The sequence below is a fragment of the Nostoc sp. genome, assembly GCF_036919895.1.
In the GTDB taxonomy this organism is placed as follows: domain Bacteria; phylum Cyanobacteriota; class Cyanobacteriia; order Cyanobacteriales; family Nostocaceae; genus Nostoc.
The window spans coordinates 45,959-65,941 of the sequence record NZ_JBALBW010000056.1 but is presented as its reverse complement, the minus strand read 5'-3'; the positions used below and the strand labels follow the sequence as shown (position 1 = coordinate 65,941).

The following is a 19,983-nucleotide window of genomic DNA, read 5'->3' as shown; positions in this document are numbered from 1 at the left end:
ATACTAATGAGTTCAGAATGCTGGCAGATTTTCTTATAAAGACTCTTCCGATTGTAGCCTGTTTCACAGAAATTGCACTCTTTTTGTGTATTAATCATGAACTCTTTCAGGAATTTTTAGCCACTATTACCAAAAAGACATTAAAAACGGGAGTTATACCCTGAAATTTTTCTCAACTTTTCGGAATTGCAGTGACGCTCTTATTACATTACAAAGTAAGTATGATTGCTCCTGCCCAATTTCATGTATTTTACACAACATTAATTACTTAGGAAGAGTGCATTGTATGTTAACTCAGACGACAAGTATTAATCTACCCATTTTTACATTTCCTTCATAAATTACGCATTCCTGAGATTAAAGCTAGTCTTTCGATTGGGTAAATACAACCAAGGTGGTAGTACTTGCCTTTAGTTAGTTAACCTTCTGCTTACAATTACCTTAACTGAGGAGTTGAGGCTGTGGCAGAATCGACCTGATAGTTGATCAATTTAGGTTTAACTAATTTGGCCTTATTCACACGTTAGCGCACTGTGGCGATTTCAGCCCTATGAAACTTGACAAACTCTTCTTATTGTATACAAGGATATTTTAATCAATTCAAAAACAATTTGTCTTGTGAACTTGCCAGTATAGTCCTATTCCAGGCAAAACTTTATTAGATACATACGATACAATCGCGATCGCCACGGCAGTACATGAAGATATTAACAAGTTTTCAGCCAGATGGTGTGTGCTTTCAGTAGCAATTACCCCGAACCAAGAGAATCAAGAAGATTACCTGATAATTTTAGTTACAAAGCTTTTCTGCGTAAATAAATTGTAAATTTAAATACTTTTATTTCGGTAAGTTTCTGTCATCTTATGATGAGAAATCCCCAAAATACCTATTAATTGCTGTTTGATAGATGATATTCAGTTATTTTATTAAAGGATAACAAATGTGTTTCTAGTTGGTAGACAAAATTAATTCGCTAGTACTGCTTCTCTACAAAACGCTACGCGTTCGATAATTTGTAATTACTATTGTGTAAGAGTTTTAGACATTTCAAATGGCTGGCTTATTTCCGCCGATCTGTACTACTCAGTGCAAAGAGTTTTATCTTGACTAACTTCCCAACAAAGTTGGTAATTTTACTAACACTTAAATACTGAATTTTTGTAAAATATTGACAATAAGCAAATTATATGAATTTTCACTAACTTAGAATTTACCTAAGAATTAGGGAATAAGAAACCGCAGAGTGGATAAAATACTTATAGATTCCTTGGTTTGCCATCATCCAAAAGAGGTATTTATTATGGATATAAAAAAGGTAATGAGTGAAAGCGTATCACTCATTACCAGGATCACAAATTATTCAAGTAGTGTTAGAGAATTGATATTAGATATCTAAATCGGTGAAGTTGAGTTTAGAACCATAGGTTTCGATAAATTCTCGTCTGGGTGCGACGCGATCGCCCATTAAAATTGTGAAGATGCGATCGGCTTCGGCAGCGTCCTCAATTTCCACTTGCTTCATTTTGCGGCTTTCTGGGTTCATGGTGGTATCCCAGAGTTGTTGTGGCATCATTTCACCCAAACCTTTGAAGCGTTGGATGGTGTAGTTGGCGTTAGCAGGGAATTTGGCGATCGCTTGATTCTTTTCGCGATCGCTATAGCAGTACTCATGATTACGTCCCCGTTCTACTTTAAACAGTGGGGGACAAGCAATATAAATAAAGCCTTGTTCAATCAGCGCTCGTTGGTATCGATAGAAGAATGTTAACAACAAAGTACGGATGTGCGCTCCATCTACGTCAGCATCAGTCATAATGACTATGCGGTGATAGCGCAGTTGGGTAGAATCGAATTCATCACCTTTGACACCTAAACCGAGGGCTGTAATTAACGATTGAACTTCGTTATTTTTATAAATTTTAGCGTCATCGGTTTTTTCAATGTTGAGGATTTTACCACGTAGAGGCAAAATAGCTTGAGTGCGGCGATCGCGTCCTTGTTTCGCACTTCCGCCGGCTGAGTCGCCTTCCACGATGAATATCTCAGATTCGCTAGGATCGCGAGAACTGCAATCTGCCAATTTACCTGGTAATGGCGAAGATTCTAGCACTGATTTGCGCCGAACTAATTCCCGCGCATGACGGGCTGCTTCTGCGGCTTTGAAAGCTTGGATAGCTTTATCTAAAATTGAATCTGCGATCGCCGGATGAAATTCTAGATATTCGGTGAGGACTTCTCCCACCAGAGAATCGACAATCCCCCGCACTTCAGTGTTACCGAGTTTAGTCTTGGTTTGTCCTTCAAATTCTGGATCTGGGACTTTAACGGAAATTACCGCAGTCAAACCTTCGCGGACGTGTTCGCCACTGAGGTTAGTTTCATTCTCTTTAATTTTATTGCGCTTACGTGCGATCGTATTTAATGTCCGAGTCAAAACGGCCTTTAACCCTTCTAAGTGCGTACCACCATCTACCGTGCGAATATTGTTAGCAAAACCTAGCACATTATCCGTATAAGCATCAGTACACCATTGCAAAGAAACTTCCACTTGGACGTTGTTGCGTTCACCCTGTACATAGATAATTTCTTCATGCAGAGGTTGCTTCTCGCGGTTCATGTACGCGATATATTCTTTAATACCACCCTTGTAATCGTAGGATTCTACCTTCGGTGTATCGCTTTTTAGTAGTTCCAGACGGTGGTCAGTAAAGGTAATTTTGACACCAGCATTCAGATACGCCAATTCCCGTAGACGACCTGATAAAGTGATGTAATCAAACTCAATGCTAACAGTGAAGATTTGGGTATCTGGTTTAAAAGTAACAGAAGTTCCAGTTCTAGCTTCTTTGTAAGGCTTTGCTTGCAGTTCACTAACTGGGATACCGCGTTCATAGCGTTGGAGATAAACCTTTTTATCTCGCCAAACTGTAACTTCTACAACCTCAGATAGGGCATTAACAACAGAAATACCAACTCCGTGCAATCCTCCAGAAACTTTGTAGCCGCCGCCGCCAAACTTACCACCAGCGTGTAGTACCGTCATCACGGTTTCTAAAGCCGATTTACCGGTGCGCGAGTGAGTATCGACAGGAATACCGCGACCATCATCCGTTACAGTCACAGAACCATCAGCGTTGATATCCACCTCTATATGAGTGCAATGACCCGCCAAAGCCTCATCGATTGAATTATCCACCACCTCGTAAACTAAATGGTGGAGTCCTCGCGGCCCAGTGGTACCGATGTACATTCCTGGTCTTTTGCGGACGGCTTCCAGACCTTCCAGAACTTGAATCTGATCGGCACTGTAACTGCTCGTCATGTAAACTCTCCTGATGCGTGGGGTTAAACTCGCCTAAAAATAAATAAAAGCAAAAACACTCCAAAATTGTAACACAAAAGCCCTGCTAGCGTCTGTAGGGCATTTTCAAGAGAAGTTTATACTAGGGTTGCACTACCGGGCGATATGAGGAAGATGAGGGGGATGAGGGAGATGGGGAAGAAATGACTAAATTAATTGTTATTTGTGGGGCGACGGCTACAGGTAAGTCTGGTTTGGCTTTGGCTTTGGCGATGCGCTTTGGTTCTGTAATTCTTAGTGCTGATTCTCGTCAAGTTTACCGTGAGTTTGATATTGGTACAGCAAAACCAACTCTGGCACAACAAAAATTAGTATCGCACTACTTAATAGATATCTGCGCTCCCACAGACACGATGACAGTAGCAGACTATCAGCAACAAACACAAGCCTTAATTGCTTCTGTTGATGTTACGCCACTTTTGCTAGTTGGTGGGACTGGTTTATATATCCGTTCCATTGTCCAAGGGATGAAAATTCCGAGAGTTGCACCACAAATTGAATTGCGATCGCAACTTGAATCTCTCGGTCAAGCACAACTCTACGCGATGTTACAACAAGTTGACCCCATTGCAGCACAAAAGATTCATGGCAATGATTCAGTCCGAACTTTAAGAGCATTGGAGGTATATTATGTTACTGGATATCCCATTTCCGAACAACAAGGGGAGAATCCACCAAATTATCCGATTTTGCAAATTGGTTTAGATTGCGATGTTGAAAAGTTGCTTGCTCGTATTCAACAGCGTACTGAGGAAATGATAGCAAATGGCTTGGTTGCTGAAGTGGAGTATCTTTGTCAAAAATATGGCGCTGATTTGTCTTTATTGAATACTTTGGGCTATCAAGAAATCAAGCAATACTTGGCTGGGGATATTTCTTTAGATGAAGCCAAAGAATTAATAGTTTTGCATACACGACAATTTGCCAAGCGACAACGCACTTGGTTTCGAGCATATCCCAAAATTGAATGGTTTGATGCGAACGATCTTGATTTATTAGAGAAGGTTTGGCAGCGAATAAATGAGTTTATTAATTCCACTAATTAGTGAGATTTTTTTGCTCATGCAAAGACGCAAAAAACTTTGCGTCTTTACAGCGAGTGTCTTAAAGAGTGTCGGGATCTACACCCATAGCCCGTAGCCTATCTGCTAGTAATTGGCTGCGTTGTTCTGCTTGTTCAGCACGTTGTTCTGCTTGTTCAGTCCGTTGTTGTTCCTGTTCAGCACGTTCATCCCCAGTTAGCAAAACATTACCATTTTGGTAGCACCAGCGTAACCAATTATCCTGTCTGCCTTCAAATTCACCTTCCCACAGAGTTATACCTAAACCAACTTGTTCTAACCAAGTTTCTGAAGTTTCAAAGTAGCGTGTTCCCCTAAGTTCATATATATGCAGTATTTTTTCTGCTAATTGCTGATTTGGGTCATATACGATGTAGTAACTAGCCCGCATGTGTTCATAAATTTTAAGCTTTTTGCCCAGTTCATCACCTTCTTTATTTGAGACAATTTCGAGGACAACTTCGGGAGGTTTGCCAAAACGCCAAACCATATAACAACGATTTTGTTTTTCCCACCACTTTTCAGGTACTTGGACATCTAAGCTGAGAAAGACATCAGGTACAATGGGCGGCTGAAGGTCTGTGTAGTAAATACCTACATTAGCTTCAGCTAAAAAAGTCTGGTTTTGTAAAGAACTGTAAAGAGAACTAACTAAAAGGCGTTGTTGTTTGGCAGATGCGAAATTATCCACAGGTGTATCATTTTCAGTGACTAGCTGGTTGGCATCTGGTACATAGTAATCATCATCATTGATTAGAACTTGTTGAACCATGATTTTTTCCAGTATTTGAGAGTGTTATTTTTAGGTTAGTTGATTTAAGCCAAGAGGGTGTAAAATAGTTATATCTATTGGAATTGAAAGTTTGTTTAACTCATAGATAAGTATAAAGTGTGTAAAATATTATTCAAGAATTGGGATTTATATTAGCTAATAAAAATTATAGCTAAAAAACAAATTCTTGATTCATATTAAAGATGAAAAACCTATATTAAATCCATTGAGCAGAAGAAGTAATTGCAATTTTAAGTAATCTGTAAACATCTACCTTGAACTTTAAAAAACTATGCTTACCCAAGATAAAAAACAACGCAACTGGAAACCTATTCTCAAAGCATTCGAGGCTGTCCTTGGCAAAAATGGCGTGGTGCAACGCCGTGAAGAACTCATTACCTACGAATGCGATGGTTTAACTGGTTATCGCCAACGTCCGGCTGTGGTAGCGTTACCCAGAACTACAGAACAAGTTGCGGAAATTGTAAAGATATGCAATCAATACTCTATCCCCTTCATCGCACGCGGTTCTGGTACTGGTTTGTCTGGCGGCGCTTTACCAGTCGAAGACTCTGTTTTAATTGTTACTTCGTTAATGCGGCAAATCTTGAGCATTGATTTGGAAAATCAACGGACAGTTGTGCAACCAGGGGTGATTAATAGTTGGGTAACACAAGCCGTTAGTGGTGCTGGATTTTACTACGCTCCTGACCCTTCCAGTCAAATTATCTGCTCTATTGGCGGAAATATTGCCGAAAATTCTGGTGGCGTACATTGTCTCAAATACGGTGTCACTACTAACCACGTTTTAGGATTAAAAATTGTCACGCCAGAAGGGGAAATTGTCGATTTAGGCGGAGAAATCCCTGAAATGCCTGGTTATGATTTAACAGGTGTATTTGTTGGTTCTGAAGGCACTTTAGGAATTGCTACAGAAATTACTTTGCGAATTCTCAAAAGTGCTGAATCAATTTGTGTGCTGTTAGCAGATTTTACAAGTATTGAAGCTGCGGGAGCAACTGTTTCGGACATCATCAGCGCTGGAATTATTCCCGGTGGTATGGAAATGATGGATAACTTCAGCATCAATGCTGTTGAAGATGTTGTAGCAACAAATTGTTATCCCCGCGATGCTACTGCTATTTTACTAATAGAAATTGACGGTTTAGAAGTGGAAGTTGCAGGAAATAAGCAGCGAGTTACTGAAATTTGTAAAAAGAATGGGGCGCGAAATATTACTTCTGCGAGTGACCCAGAAACCCGATTGAAATTATGGAAAGGACGCAAAGCTGCTTTTGCTGCGGCTGGGCATTTAAGTCCAGATTATTATGTGCAAGATGGTGTAATTCCTCGGACTCAATTACCTTATGTGTTGCATGAGATTGAGGCATTAAGTAAAGAGTACGGTTATCGTGTTGCTAATGTCTTTCATGCTGGCGATGGCAATCTTCATCCGCTAATTCTTTACGATAATTCTGTGCCTGGAGAATTGGAACAAGTAGAAGAAATGGGTGGAAAAATTCTGAAACTTTGTGTCCAAGTTGGTGGTAGTATTTCTGGTGAACATGGCATCGGCGCAGAGAAAAGGTGCTATATGCCACAGATGTTTAGCCAAGTTGATTTAGAAACTATGCAATGGGTGCGGCAGGTCTTTAATCCTAAAGGGTTAGCAAATCCTGAAAAGATATTCCCTACACCACGGACTTGTGGTGAAGCAGCAAATGCATCAGCTATCAAGCAATTTGAAGGTATGGAAAGATTTTAATTTCCGCTAAGTTCATCTTGTTCGCAGTCTTAAAATGGGAAAGAGATGAACTCTTATATTTCACAAGATTAAAAATAGCGATAATTGTCTATTGAAGCACATTTATTAATTTACACCTCGGCATAAAATCATCATTTGTTTACATAACCCGGAGGATTATAACTTTATTTTGTAGTTATATATATTCCGATCGCACTAGGTCATGCTACAAATGAATCGGGTTGCTCGCCGTTGTGTTTCTTACTTAATGTGTTTGGGATTAGTAGTCTTTTTAACAGTCTCTTCACTCTCTTCAGTCTCTTCCCTGCCAGTTTATTCCCAAAAAATAAGTCCTTTAACTACAGAAATTCGCGGCGTTTGGCTCACTAATGTTGCTAGTGGTGTGCTATTTATACCTTGGGGTATTAACCGTGCTATAAACCAATTATCAAATCTCAACTTTAATACAATTTATCCTGTGGTTTGGAACCGAGGACATACTTTTTATAAAAGTTCTGTAGCTGAAATGACTACAGGCTCAGACACTCAACCTTTTTTAAAGTTTATGCACGGTGGACAGGATGTTTTAACAAAGATAGTAACGCTTGCTAAAAATAAAAATTTGAGAGTCATTCCTTGGTTTGAATACGGGTTTATGACACCTCATTATTCACAATTAGCAAGGCGTTATCCTGACTGGTTAACAATTGGGCAAGAAGGTATAAAGTCTATCCAAGATGCGCCACCAGAAGAAATTGATAATAGTTTGGTGAACAAGCTGGCTTGGTTGAATCCCCTACATCCGCAAGTGCAAGAGTTTATGCAAGGGCTAATTTTGGAAGTAGTCAGGAATTACGATGTGGATGGTATTCAGATTGACGATCATTTTGGGATGCCAGTACAGTTTGGTTACGATCGCTTCACTATTGAACTCTACCAGCAAGAGCATAAAGGCAAAAGTCCCCCTGTTGACCCTTTTAACCCAGAATGGATGCGTTGGCGGGCAGACAAAATTACCGATTTTATGGCGGAAATCTATCAAGCTGTGAAGGCGGTTAAGCCCAAAGCAAAAATATCCCTATCTCCCAATTATCAAGCTTTTGCCTACAAATACTATTTGCAAGATTGGGAAAATTGGGTAAAAAAAGGTTTAGTTGATGAGTTAATTTTGCAAGTATATCGAAATGACAAAAGCTCCTTTATCGCTCAACTGGAACAACCATCGATAAAATTGGCTCAAAGCTTAATTCCTGTAGAAATTGGGATATCAACGGGAACGGTGCGTAATCCTGTAAAAATGGCGCAAGTTCGAGAACAGGTTCAAGCTGTGCGCGATCGCAATTTTGATGGCATCTCCTTTTTTTACTGGGAGAGTCTCTGGGGTTATATTGTACCAGAATCTCCCCAACAGCGACGCAAAGCTTTTTTTGAGATGTTTAATGCTAGAACTGTCAGACTATCCAAACCAAAGAAACTTTGATTTTGTCATTTGTCATTTGTCATTGGTAATTCTCCCATATTCCCAGTCCCCAGTCCCCAGTACCCTCAATGTCATTCGCGCCGGAAAATACTAGATTTAGCTTTACATTGCTGTGGACTCTCGCTACTTGTGGCGGTTTTTTATTGAGTTTACTCTTTGTTGAAATTGGCGAAAAGCCAGATGTTGGGGTGATAGAAGCGGCTATCGGCTCAATTGCGATCGCACTTCCTCAAGGTTGTCTTCTCAAAGAACCTGTGTTTTGCATCAGGTGGATTTTGTCAAGTCTTTTGGGTTGGAGTATCATCACCGCCATCGGTATTGGTGCGGTAGGTTGGATTGTACCCAGCACTCAGATTCTTCCTATGAGAATCCTATCGGGAGCGATTTATGGGGCACTTGGCGGCTTGGGGATTGGATTGGCACAATGGCTGGCAATTCCTCAGCCGATGGCCTGGCGATGGATATTTGTCTCTTCGGCAAGTTGGGCTGTTGCTGTCCCTGTGGGTTCTGCTGTGGGGATGATCTTACATCGCTTAACGCAGTTATTCTTAGGTGAAGTCATGGGATTAGCCATCACTTGGCTGCTAGTTGGTATCCTCACCGGAATGAATGCTCATAAATTGCGATCGTAAGTTGAGAGTCAAATGTCAATGAGTGTTGCTGTGCAAAGCTTAGAACAATTGCTGAAGCGAAAGACAAGCTATGCAAAAATATTTAACTGAGGATGAAATTAAACATTCTTCTGATCTTTTATTATATCTTCCCATTCCCACTATCGCCCATAAATTTATTAAGAATTATAGAATTAATTGATATAATTTGATGATTGTACTTAAGTATATGCAAGAATCTTGGAAAACTGTTCAAAAATCATTAAATTTGCCCTAATCTGCAAATGTATTTCCGCTTTCACAAAGCAGGATTTGTTAAGCTGACTCCTATTAGCTTTCCTAGATTTCTGACAAGAAGTAGAGAAAGATCCAAATTTCCATGAGCAACAGCTGACAATACTTTGCTATAGGCGCTAAAGTGCATCTACTACAAGCGTAACGAGAAGAGAGCGCCTAGAAGAGTCAGTCATAACCAGAAAGGGACTCTCGCATGAATATAAATCCAGCAGAATCAACTATGGAGTTGACAAAATTATCGCCTCCTCAAATTATCTTCGGCACAGAAGTAGATGAGAAAAGTAGTAGTGAGCAATTTCTATTGAGCATGTACGATTCTGTGCAGGCATCAATATTTATAGTAGATGTTCTAGAGGATGGAGATTTTCAGTATGTGGCACTTAATCCCACTCATGAGCGGTGGATAGGTATTTGCTCAGACGATCTCCGAGGGAAAAAACCAGAGGATATTCTCTCCCCCATCGATGCTGCTAGGGTGCGTCAGCATTACGTTGACTGTGTGCTATTTGGCAAAACTATTTCCTATGAACAATGTTTGCAATTCCAGGGGGTTCTCACTTGGTGGAGTACAACTCTCACGCCACTAAGGGATGCTAACTCCCGAATTTATCGACTGATTGGTACTAGTAGCAATATTACTCCTGTGAAGCAAGCCCAAGAAGCAGTCGAACTCCAGGTTGAACGGGAACGATTGCTAGAAGCGATCGCTGGACGAATTCACCAATCTGTAGAATTAGAGACAATTCTGCATCAGACTACAATTGAACTACGACAATTTTTGAATTGCGATCGCATTCTAATTTATCGCTTCGAGGCTGATGGCAGTGGGGTAATCATTGCCGAATCATCTGTGGCTACAAGTGAACCACTTTTAGGAAAAAATATCACCGATTCCTGCTTCAATGGCAAACATCCAGAACACTACGAGCGAGGTTGCATTCAAGTTGTTGAAGATATCTATGCAGCCGGCTTGCACCCTTGCCATATAGATTTTCTGGCATCTTTGCAGATCGGAGCCAATCTAGTAGTGCCAATTTTCCAAGAGCAAGATATGTGGGGGCTATTGATTGCCCAGCATTGCCATGAATCACGGGAATGGCAGCAAACAGAAACTGACTTACTCAAACAGCTGGCAACTCAAATCGGCATTGCTGCTGGACAGGCAGAACTTCGTCAGCAGCTTAAGGATATAAAAGGCAAGCTGGAGTCGCAAAAGGAGAAGCACAAAAATCAATTGCAGCAGGTGCGAAACTTTGAAGCCTTGGTGCGACGGATGACAGAACAAATCCGCGACAGTCTCGATGAAACTCTGGTATTGCAGACAGTGACTCAGGAATTAGCAGAGTTACTCAACCTTAAATGTTGCCAAATTGAACTCTATAGCCCTTGTCAAACCCTGGTAACTATTGCCTACGAGTACGGCATTAACCTATCCCAGTGTCAAGGAGAAACTAGACAGATTGCAGACCGTCTAGAAGTTTATCAGCCCTTGTTGCAAAAAGAACCTCTGCAATTTTTGGAAATTGCCTCTGGATGGCAACCAAAGCTATTGGTTATGTCCCAGATGGCTTGTCCAATTTTTGATCCTCAAGGGATTTTGGGAAATCTTTGGTTGACAAGACCATCACAAGAGGCTTTTGATGAATTTGAAATCGAGTTAGTGCAGCAGGTGGCCAATGAATGTGCGATCGCAATTCGCCAAGCTCAACTTTACCAACAAATCCAGGCACAGGTAAAAGAATTAGAAAATTGCGATCGGCTCAAAAACCAATTTATCAGAAACCTCTCCCAAGAACTGCGGACACCCATCACTAGTATCAGCCTTGCAGTCCAAACCCTCGAAAGTGTCTTGACACCCCCAGAAATACTAGAGATAGAAATAGTTCCGCAACTATTGCAGATTTTGCATAACGAGTGTGCGCGAGAAAGCAAGTTAATTAACGACCTACTCACACTCACATATCTCGAAGCCGAACCCGATCCCCCAACATTGATTGCCATTGACTTACAAAGCTGGCTTCATCCCATTGTCGAGTCTTTTCGAGACCTCACCAACTGCCAGGGACAGCAGTTAAACCTGAGTATCGATTGCGAACTCCCGCTTTTAGAGACAGATATCACAGATATGGAGAGGATTATCACCGAACTCCTCAACCATGTCTGCAAATATACCCCGGCAGGTGAGTCCGTCACAGTTTCTGCTCACCTGAGAGGGGATGCAGTAGAGCTTAATATTAGCAATTCGGGACTAGAGCTTACCAGCAACGAACTGTCACGGATATTTGAGCCTTTTTATCACCTTTCCAAACACGATCCTTGGAAACATAGCGGCACTGGACTGGAATTAGCATTAGTACAGAAAATGGTCAGACATTTAGGCGGCTCAATTTATGTAGAGAGTGGAACTGGTCAAACCACTTTCACTATCAAATTCCCCCTTTAATTGTTTTTTAGCGCGGCACTAGCTAAATTGTTAGAGGTCTGCTATGATAGTTATTCGTGTGGGTGACTAGCTCAACGGTAGAGCAGTAGACTCTTAATCTATTGGTTGCGGGTTCAAATCCCTCGTCACCCACTCTTTCAGCCTTCCAGATTTTATCCTTGACTAAATTCTTGACTAAATTGAGTTAGCGGCACGCTCCAAAAGCCCCATTTGTCAAGGATAAACGGCGTTAGAACATTGACTAATTTAAATAAAAACCCCTGCCATCCAGTAGAATCTCTAGCTTGTCTACTGGACAGCTAGAATGTGACAAAAAGCGAATCACGATACCCCTAAATATTCTTGCTATTTCCATTCCCATAATTTTGAATTTTTTGTATGATTTCGCTCTCCCCCATTCTCCAGGCTAGACTTTCCCAACCCCTCAAAATTGACACATTTGAGGTCAAAAGTCGGGTTCTCCAGTCGCCTTTATCTGGAGTGACTGATATGGTGTTTCGCCGTCTCGTGCGTCGCTATGCGCCAGATTCGATGATGTATACCGAAATGGTGAATGCTACGGGATTGCATTATGTCAAGCAATTACCCAAAATCATGGAGGTAGATCCCAATGAACGCCCGATTAGCGTTCAACTATTTGATTGCCGTCCCGATTTTTTGGCAGAAGCAGCAATCAAGGCAGTTGCCGAAGGTGCTGATACTGTTGATATTAATATGGGTTGTCCGGTAAATAAAATCACTAGAAATGGTGGCGGTTCTTCGTTGTTGCGGCAACCAGAAGTAGCAGAGGCAATTGTCCGGGAAGTTGTAAAAGCTGTTGATGTCCCTGTGACAGTCAAAACCCGTATTGGCTGGAATGACAACGAAATTACTATTCTTGACTTTGCCAAGCGGATGGAAGATGCAGGGGCAAAAATGATCACAGTCCACGGACGTACCCGCGCCCAAGGATACAATGGCAATGCCCGTTGGGAATGGATTACTCGTGTAAAAGAAGTGCTTTCTATCCCAGTAATTGGGAATGGAGATATTTTTTCTGTTGAAGCGGCGGTGAAATGTTTAGAACAAACTGGCGCTGATGGTGTGATGTGTTCCCGTGGAACTTTGGGTTATCCGTTTTTGGTGGGAGAAATCGATCATTTCCTGAAAACTGGGGAAATATTACCTACACCTACCCCGATTCAGCGTTTGGAATGTGCAAGAGATCATTTACAAGCATTGTGGGAATATAAAGGCGATCGCGGTGTCCGTCAAGCCCGTAAGCACATGACTTGGTATGCTAAGGGTTTCGTAGGTGCTGCCGAACTCCGAGGACAGCTAAGTTTGGTTGAAAATGTAGATCGAGGTTTAGCTATGCTTGACCAAGCAATTGAAAAATTAGCTAATGGTTATGAGTTAGAGGAAGAAACTGAAGGTAATTTGGTGATGCTTTAAAAAACTAAGTAAGTCGGCACAATAAAACCGGTTATTCACACTCAAACCAAGGTCTATTGGAGTAATGAGTGCCGTGTTGGTGGGAAATCTTGGGTGAAGATTAGTTGTTCCAGGAAAAAGTCTATCTCAAATTTTTTCACCATCAATACCAACTACAGCCTACAACTCTTTCTGGGGAATCTCTTCGTGAAACTCGATCGTCAATTGCATAGTTTCCACAGCTAAATCACGTAAGTCTCGATTTAGAAATATAACACCTTGAGAACCAAACCAACGGTCAAAAATCGCAACATATTTGGGGTTATTATTAACAAACCCTTGCATAAACTTGACAAGGGAATAATTCACTGAGCCGAGGAATTTAGAGTTATTCTCAGGAACCATACAAGCAATTCCTTCTCGTGAATAAGGACGAGGAGGTGCGATCGCAAAACTATCTTGATTTTTTGCTGTTTGTAACCATCCCTCTAAAATAATGCTATCGGATGCAAAAGCATCAATTTTACCCTGTTCTAAAGCAGTAAATCCTTCTGATCTAGTCTTAAAATATACAAGTTTAGCTTGGGGTTGTATCTGCTTGATGGCTTGTTCGTTGGTAGTTCCAGCCAGCACAGCCACACGCTTGTTAATCAGAGATTCCGGCGAACCTAAATTGCTGTCCTTCTTAATTAATATTTGAGTACCTGTTACACCATAGCTGATTGAAAAATCAACCTTTTTATCTCGCTCCCAAGTAAAACTACTAGCATCACAGACAATATCAACTTGTCGGTTAATTATCTTGGGAATCCTCTCTGCTGGGGTAACTCCAACTAATTCAAGTTTAATTTTTTTGCCTAATTCTTTCTCTAACTGCTTCTGGATCAAAGTCAGCATATCCACAGAATAACCAATCAATTTTCCTTGACTGTCAGAGTATGCAAAAGGTAAAGCATCTCTACTTGTACCAGCCGTTAATACTCCTGTCCGTGCTACTTTTTGCATCACAGTCTCTGCCCCTGCAACACCAGGTATGAATGCTGGTAATATCAAACCGAATATTACAGGCGCTAGATTTCTATATATCTTCGACTTAGTAAAAGCAGGTAAACACGAGAGATTTAGTTTAGTATTAACAAACATATTCAAATCTTTGGGCATCCACAAATATCAAAGTAAAAAAATTATCTCTGTCAATTGTCAAACAAGCAGTTCTAGAAATGATTCTTCACATTAGAACTTGCTGAAAGTCAGTCTCCATAAGGTGCGCGGATGGTTTAAAAGTACTATTGCCCTGAAAACCTTGTATAGATGGAGCAGCAACCATTTTTTGCCCCTTCTGATTTTGTACATCTACCCATCCGCGCGTAAGGCAAGAAAATTTAGTCTAATTGCGATCGCTACTTCTATTAAAATAAGCGATCGCCTAACTAATACTTGCACACCTTAATTTACCAAATCAGGGAATACCTCTTGTACAGCCGGATGCACTAAGCGATGATTCTGCACATTCACACCCTTAGCTAAAGCTGGGTTAACTTCCAGGGCCATAATTCCCAAATTCGCCAACTGGACAATATAAGGTAATGTACTGTTATTGAGTGCTTGAGTTGCTGTCCAAGGTACTGCTCCTGGCATATTGGGAACGCCATAATGCACCACACCCTCTTCAACATATACCGGATTTGTATGAGATGTGGCACGTAAGGTTTCTATACAACCGCCTTGGTCAACGGCTACATCAACTATTACCGAACCAGGACGCATTTGTTTGACCAATTCGCGGGATACTAGTATTGGTGCCCTACGTCCTAACACTAAAACTGCACCGATAAGCAAATCAGCTTCCTTGACGGCGGCTTCGATATGAGCAGAGTTGCTGTAAAGTAATTCCACCCTAGAGCCAAAGAGGGTTTCTAGGTAAGATAAGCGATCGACACTCACATCTAAAATCTGCACGATCGCACCTACACCCACTGCAATTTTAGCTGCTTCTGTGCCAACAACACCGCCACCTAAAATTACTACTTTACCTGGTTTAACTCCAGGGACACCGCCCAAAAGCAGCCCTTTACCACCTTGCTGACGTTCTAGGAATCTGGCCCCAAATTGTACAGCTAGCCGACCGGCAATTACGCTCATGGGGGTGAGCAAAGGTAGTCTGTTAGCACCAGGTTGTTCTACGGTTTCGTAGGCGATCGCAGTTGTGCCACAATCAATTAAATGCTCTGTCAATTTGCGATCGGCGGCTAAGTGTAAATAAGTAAATAATATCTGCCCTTTCTGCAAAAACTTATACTCAGATGTCAGAGGCTCTTTGACTTTCACCACCAATTCCCGATTCCAAGCTGTTTCTGATATAGGGACAATCTCGGCTCCAGCAGTCCTGTAGTCATCATCTGAGAATCCAGCACCATTACCTGCTTGTGTCTCGACGAAGATGCTATGACCATTTTCTCGCAGCACCCGCACACTAGAAGGACTTAACCCTACACGAAATTCTTGATCCTTATTTTCTTTTGGAACGCCGATTTCCATATATCGCCTCTGATAATTTTTTTGTTTAACTCTAGCTTGCGAATCTCAAGCTTGCTACCGACTTATTACAGATAGCTGTATTAGAGATAGTTAATCTGTGTCCTAAGTTTCTCAATTTAATTTGAGTAGCCCCAAACTCAAGCCCTTGACTATTACCCCAGTGTTTATACAATATATAAAGAATAGTAACAATTTATTAAAAGAGCGATTGTATAGCTCCCTACTATGAAGCTTTTGCTGAATTTATCAAGTCATCTTGGTATTTCAGCAGTGCAATCAGCTGCTGAAATACCAAGTGGAGGCTAAAGGTTAAGGAGAAAAGAACTATTCAATCCCTTGAACTTTTACCGCTTATACCTGATAACTGCTGCAAAGTCTCATATCAAGTCCTGTCTGCCGAAAAAAAGGTTTCTTAAAAATGACACAAACACAACCAACAATTACACCTAAACTAGAAGAACCAAAGTTTGGCTTTAACGAATATGCTGAACGCTTGAATGGTCGAGCCGCAATGATTGGTTTCGCTTTACTGCTGGTAATTGAATATACAAGCAATCAAGGGGTGCTATCATGGCTTGGTCTGAAGTAGTGCCGCCAGCCAGCCCAAAAAGAAAGTTGTAAGCTAGAAGTTAAAAGAGTTTCAACCAGCTGGAAAACCCAGTTGGTTTTGACTTTGACAATTGATAGCGAAATACTTTGCCCTAGAATGTAAAGAAGATGAGGAATCAAAATACCTATTATTGATTTAGATATCGTACACTTGCAACAAATATACGCAAGTAAATTAATGAGTCCACTCCCTCCCCTACTAAAAAAATATAACTAGTGTCTGCCTTCAATGAGAAAGGCAAATTAAGGGTGAGGTATTCTTGGTAAATATACACAAAAGCTGAACTGGAACCAAGCAAGCTGTGATGAATGCTGTATTACCTCGTTTTTTGAAGTCAACCTACCGAAAAGAGCCATTAATCAGTGTGTTTGTGACGATGGGCGTTATGGATGCTTTGATTGGCGGATTGAATGATAGCTGGTCGTTGTTCGCTTTTGGTTTAGGAACAACAGGCGTAGCGCTAGCCTTTAAATTGTGGCGTTTCCAGCAGCGTCGTCCTCTACCAGAGGAACCTGTAGTGCAACATTATTTGCCTTCTCGTTCTTCTAGTGAGCCTTTACCAGTGTTAAGCGTTTCTAAGAAAAAACGACCTCTTTAAGAGGGCTGAGTGCTGTTAGCGGGGCGTTTAGCCCGTTATGATTTGATAATTCATAACTCTTAGTGGTTTGTTTGTATATAAAAAGTGAGGAAAAAGTGTGAGTAGTGAGGGAAGAGGTGGGGGTAATTTTCTGCGTCCATATATTATCCTGTCATTTATGGCAGCTGTCGCCCTTCCAGTAATTACTTGGGAAGGGTTTTACATTCATCAAGCTCATGCTGCCGTTGAAATAATACCAAATTCCCAAACTACCAACAGCTTTGCTAATGCCCAAGTACTTTACACACTCAGAGGACATAACGGAACTGTTAAATCCCTCGCTTTCAGTCCAGATAGCAGAATTCTTGTGAGTGGAGGTGCAGATAATGAGGGTGTTATTCGCCTGTGGAATCCAGCAAACGGCAAGAAGTTAGGGGATATTAACAAAGCACACAAAGCAGCCGTAGAGTCTTTAGTGATTTCACCAGATGGGCAAACCCTCGCTAGTTGTAGTGATGACAACACGATTAATCTCTGGAACCTGAAAAGTCTTAAATTTAGCCGCTCTTTTGTCGGACATACCAGTAACGTATTATCTTTAGCAGTATCTCCTGATAGTAAAGTTCTCATCAGTGGAGCTTTGGATGGGATTCGTCTATGGGATTTACTACAGCAGCGCCCTCTAGGGACTCTAGTCAGCTTTGATAATGTGATTTATACCCTAGCCATTAGCCCTGATGGACAGACTTTAGCTAGTGGTGATAATAAAGGTGTAATTAAGCTGTGGAATTTGAGTACTGGTAAATTAATCAGTGAATTTGTAGCTCATTCTAATTCTGTTAGCGCGGTCATCTTTACACCAGATGGAGAAACATTAGTTAGTGCAAGCCGCGATCGCACAGTCAAACTGTGGAATATTAGTACTGGAGCATTAGTCCGCACCCTCACAGGACATAATAACTGGGTAAATGCGATCGCTATTAACCCCGATGGACGAACCCTTGCGAGTGCCGGCAAAGATGGGATTAAATTGTGGGATTTAACTACAGGTGAGTTAATAAATACACTCAATGGACATACAGACTGGGTAAGTGCGATCGCTTTTAGTCCAAATGGTAAAATTCTTGCCAGTGGTGGATTCGATCGACAAATCAAGATTTGGGGAACTCCACAAAAACGTAATTAACAGCGAACAGCAGAAGCCCAACTTATTTAAGAAATCCCGGTTCTGAATAACAGACTTTTCGGAAATTGGCCAAGGGATTGCAAGCATTTACCGTGTTTGCTAAACTTTGGTCTTGCCTTTTTAGAGTTTTTGTAGTCAGGACTTAGGCAAAAGGCGGTGAAAGCCTTGATTTACTGTAGGGGTAATTCATGAATTGCCCCTATATTTTTGTAATTGATGCGTAAGTCCTAGTAGTACGAAATCAACCAAAGCTAAGATCGAATTTTTGGCAGAACTACCCAAAATCAATGATGGTATAGCAGGGGACTAGGGACTGGGGACTGGGGACTGGGTTTAAAGTCCGTTTGTATATAGGTTTTATCATCAGTTAATGTCCTAACCTCCTTGTCCGTTGCTATAGCAACCAAAAGCGATCCCCAATTGTTGAGTAACTGTGAATACTTGATGAAAATACAGCCGAGCTAATATCTTATTCAGAAAATTACTGTAAGTATAAACATAGGTAATAGGGAATTCCAAATCATCTATGCAGCTACTTACCCTCTATACTCGGAACAATTTCTGAATTTAGACAATCTATAGAAATGGTCATCGTCAGTAAATGCACTCAGGTAAAAATCACCATCTTGTCTGAAGCAAAGGTTTGTAGCGCTTGAGCGCTATTTTAAACGTAGGATAACTTGCTACTTAAATGATGTTTAATTTTCCCGAACTGCTTTTGATCCCCATTTCGGTAGAATGACTAGGCAGAACCCTAAAACTAAAAACTGCTTTTGACTGCGACGCACATGAATCAACTGAACAATGGTTTTACGATATTTCTAAGTCTGCTAGTCGAGGCGATGCCTTTTTTGCTTCTTGGGGTTTTATTCTCCAGTTTGCTGCTATTTTTTGTTGATGAGCGCAAATTAGTAGAAAAAATGCCCAAAAATCCTCTGCTGGGTGCTTTAGTTGGCAGTATGATCGGCTTTTTATTTCCGGTGTGTGAGTGCGGGAATGTGCCGGTAGCGCGGCGGTTCCTGATTCAGGGAGTACCCACACCAGTCGCCATTGGTTTTTTGCTAGCAGCACCAACAATTAACCCAATTGTAATTTGGTCAACTTGGACAGCATTTCGGGATCAGCCAGAAATAGTAGTCTTACGAGTCGTATTTTCCCTAGTAATTGCTACAATTATTGGTTTTGCTTTCAGTTTTCAAAAGGACTTAAATCCTATAATCCAACCTGCGATCGCTCGGTATATGAAGTTTAACCCGCCCGCGCAGCCTGAAACCAAACCTCGTGGTAAACGTTACCAAATACAACAGCAAGAAGCTATACCAAATATCTTGCAATCTGGGACTTATATCCTAGGAGGAAAAGCAGGTGTACCTCTGCGGATAGATGCTAATTTGGCACAAGCAAGTACCCCAATTTCTTATACCAATAAACCCCTTGCAGATAAACTACGCCTAGTGGTAGATAATAGCGTCCAAGAATTCCGGGAATTGGGCGGAGTGATGATTTTAGGAAGTGCGATCGCTGCTGCAATTCAAGTGCTAGCCCCCCGTGAAACGATCCTAACTCTGGGTGCTGGGCCTATTAGTTCGATTGTGGTCATGCTGATATTAGCAGTAGTGGTGTCAATTTGTTCTACAGTCGATTCTTTCTTTGCCCTATCTTTTGCCTCAACCTTTAGTAGTGGTTCATTGTTAGCATTCCTAGTATTTGGGCCAATGATTGACATCAAAAGTGTTGGTTTGATGTTATCTATTTTTAAGCCCAAAACAGTCTTTTACTTATTTGCTTTAGCAGCACAATTAACATTTGTACTAACTCTCTTCCTCAACTTGCACGTCCTTTAAAAAATCTTTGTTTTGTCATTCGTCCTTTGTCAATGACCAATGACC

Annotated in this window: 14 protein-coding genes and 1 tRNA gene; 11 read left to right on the top strand and 4 right to left on the bottom strand. The window is 41.2% G+C overall.

What is annotated here, in order from left to right:
- Positions 1-1,385 precede the first annotated feature (1,385 nt).
- Positions 1,386-3,323, bottom strand: a complete 1,938-nt coding sequence (gene gyrB / locus V7K55_RS10135; protein WP_334830752.1) for a DNA topoisomerase (ATP-hydrolyzing) subunit B — start codon at positions 3,321-3,323, stop codon at positions 1,386-1,388.
- A 182-nt stretch (positions 3,324-3,505) separates the two neighbouring features.
- On the opposite strand from gyrB, the gene miaA reads away from it, so the two are divergent.
- Positions 3,506-4,408: a tRNA (adenosine(37)-N6)-dimethylallyltransferase MiaA gene (gene miaA, locus V7K55_RS10130; protein ID WP_334830750.1), complete on the top strand. Its 903-nt coding sequence runs from the start codon at positions 3,506-3,508 to the stop codon at positions 4,406-4,408.
- 58 nt (positions 4,409-4,466) lie between these two features.
- Here the strand turns inward: miaA and V7K55_RS10125 are convergent, their stop codons facing one another.
- Complete coding sequence (locus tag V7K55_RS10125; protein WP_334830748.1) at positions 4,467-5,195, bottom strand: Uma2 family endonuclease; 729 nt, start codon at positions 5,193-5,195, stop codon at positions 4,467-4,469.
- A gap of 292 nt (positions 5,196-5,487) precedes the next feature.
- Here V7K55_RS10125 and glcD point away from each other — a divergent pair, with 292 nt between their 5' ends.
- The 6 genes from glcD (at position 5,488) to dusB (ending at position 13,204) form a co-directional block, all read left to right on the top strand.
- Entirely contained in the window at positions 5,488-6,960 is a 1,473-nt protein-coding gene (gene glcD / locus V7K55_RS10120) for a glycolate oxidase subunit GlcD (RefSeq protein WP_334830746.1), read from the top strand.
- Between the two features lie 211 nt (positions 6,961-7,171).
- The gene (locus tag V7K55_RS10115; RefSeq protein ID WP_334830744.1) at positions 7,172-8,419 is read left to right on the top strand and encodes a glycoside hydrolase family 10 protein; all 1,248 of its coding nucleotides are present in this window, start codon (positions 7,172-7,174) and stop codon (positions 8,417-8,419) included.
- Between the two features lie 68 nt (positions 8,420-8,487).
- On the top strand, positions 8,488-9,051 hold the full coding sequence (locus V7K55_RS10110) for a hypothetical protein (RefSeq protein ID WP_334830742.1): 564 nt from the start codon (positions 8,488-8,490) through the stop codon (positions 9,049-9,051).
- Between the two features lie 469 nt (positions 9,052-9,520).
- Positions 9,521-11,770: a sensor histidine kinase gene (locus tag V7K55_RS10105; RefSeq protein WP_334830740.1), complete on the top strand. Its 2,250-nt coding sequence runs from the start codon at positions 9,521-9,523 to the stop codon at positions 11,768-11,770.
- A gap of 60 nt (positions 11,771-11,830) precedes the next feature.
- Positions 11,831-11,902, top strand: a tRNA-Lys gene (locus V7K55_RS10100).
- A gap of 246 nt (positions 11,903-12,148) precedes the next feature.
- On the top strand, positions 12,149-13,204 hold the full coding sequence (dusB, locus tag V7K55_RS10095; RefSeq protein WP_334830738.1) for a tRNA dihydrouridine synthase DusB: 1,056 nt from the start codon (positions 12,149-12,151) through the stop codon (positions 13,202-13,204).
- 159 nt (positions 13,205-13,363) lie between these two features.
- On the opposite strand, the gene V7K55_RS10090 is transcribed toward dusB, so the two are convergent.
- The gene (locus tag V7K55_RS10090; protein ID WP_334830735.1) at positions 13,364-14,326 is read right to left on the bottom strand and encodes an amino acid ABC transporter substrate-binding protein; all 963 of its coding nucleotides are present in this window, start codon (positions 14,324-14,326) and stop codon (positions 13,364-13,366) included.
- Between the two features lie 303 nt (positions 14,327-14,629).
- Entirely contained in the window at positions 14,630-15,721 is a 1,092-nt protein-coding gene (gene ald / locus V7K55_RS10085; RefSeq protein ID WP_334830733.1) for an alanine dehydrogenase, read from the bottom strand.
- A gap of 418 nt (positions 15,722-16,139) precedes the next feature.
- Here ald and V7K55_RS10080 point away from each other — a divergent pair, with 418 nt between their 5' ends.
- The 4 genes from V7K55_RS10080 (at position 16,140) to V7K55_RS10065 (ending at position 19,938) form a co-directional block, all read left to right on the top strand.
- Positions 16,140-16,310, top strand: a complete 171-nt coding sequence (locus V7K55_RS10080) for a hypothetical protein (protein WP_334708678.1) — start codon at positions 16,140-16,142, stop codon at positions 16,308-16,310.
- Positions 16,311-16,635: 325 nt separating this feature from the next.
- Complete coding sequence (locus V7K55_RS10075) at positions 16,636-16,929, top strand: hypothetical protein (RefSeq protein ID WP_334830730.1); 294 nt, start codon at positions 16,636-16,638, stop codon at positions 16,927-16,929.
- Positions 16,930-17,086: 157 nt separating this feature from the next.
- Entirely contained in the window at positions 17,087-18,094 is a 1,008-nt protein-coding gene (locus tag V7K55_RS10070; protein ID WP_442949081.1) for a WD40 repeat domain-containing protein, read from the top strand.
- Between the two features lie 788 nt (positions 18,095-18,882).
- Positions 18,883-19,938, top strand: coding sequence for a permease (locus V7K55_RS10065; RefSeq protein ID WP_334830725.1), 1,056 nt, complete (start codon positions 18,883-18,885; stop codon positions 19,936-19,938).
- Positions 19,939-19,983: the final 45 nt, after the last annotated feature.

What these genes read in the sequence shown, in the direction of transcription:
- V7K55_RS10070 (WP_442949081.1), top strand. Translation starts at nt 17,087, where the DNA reads ATGGCAGCTGTCGCCCTTCCAGTAATTACTTGGGAAGGGTTTTACATT.
- gyrB (WP_334830752.1), bottom strand. Translation starts at nt 3,323, where the DNA reads ATGACGAGCAGTTACAGTGCCGATCAGATTCAAGTTCTGGAAGGTCTG.
- V7K55_RS10125 (WP_334830748.1), bottom strand. Translation starts at nt 5,195, where the DNA reads ATGGTTCAACAAGTTCTAATCAATGATGATGATTACTATGTACCAGAT.
- glcD (WP_334830746.1), top strand. Translation starts at nt 5,488, where the DNA reads ATGCTTACCCAAGATAAAAAACAACGCAACTGGAAACCTATTCTCAAA.
- V7K55_RS10110 (WP_334830742.1), top strand. Translation starts at nt 8,488, where the DNA reads ATGTCATTCGCGCCGGAAAATACTAGATTTAGCTTTACATTGCTGTGG.
- V7K55_RS10065 (WP_334830725.1), top strand. Translation starts at nt 18,883, where the DNA reads ATGAATCAACTGAACAATGGTTTTACGATATTTCTAAGTCTGCTAGTC.
- ald (WP_334830733.1), bottom strand. Translation starts at nt 15,721, where the DNA reads ATGGAAATCGGCGTTCCAAAAGAAAATAAGGATCAAGAATTTCGTGTA.
- dusB (WP_334830738.1), top strand. Translation starts at nt 12,149, where the DNA reads ATGATTTCGCTCTCCCCCATTCTCCAGGCTAGACTTTCCCAACCCCTC.
- V7K55_RS10075 (WP_334830730.1), top strand. Translation starts at nt 16,636, where the DNA reads ATGAATGCTGTATTACCTCGTTTTTTGAAGTCAACCTACCGAAAAGAG.
- V7K55_RS10080 (WP_334708678.1), top strand. Translation starts at nt 16,140, where the DNA reads ATGACACAAACACAACCAACAATTACACCTAAACTAGAAGAACCAAAG.
- V7K55_RS10105 (WP_334830740.1), top strand. Translation starts at nt 9,521, where the DNA reads ATGAATATAAATCCAGCAGAATCAACTATGGAGTTGACAAAATTATCG.
- miaA (WP_334830750.1), top strand. Translation starts at nt 3,506, where the DNA reads ATGACTAAATTAATTGTTATTTGTGGGGCGACGGCTACAGGTAAGTCT.
- V7K55_RS10115 (WP_334830744.1), top strand. Translation starts at nt 7,172, where the DNA reads ATGAATCGGGTTGCTCGCCGTTGTGTTTCTTACTTAATGTGTTTGGGA.
- V7K55_RS10090 (WP_334830735.1), bottom strand. Translation starts at nt 14,326, where the DNA reads ATGTTTGTTAATACTAAACTAAATCTCTCGTGTTTACCTGCTTTTACT.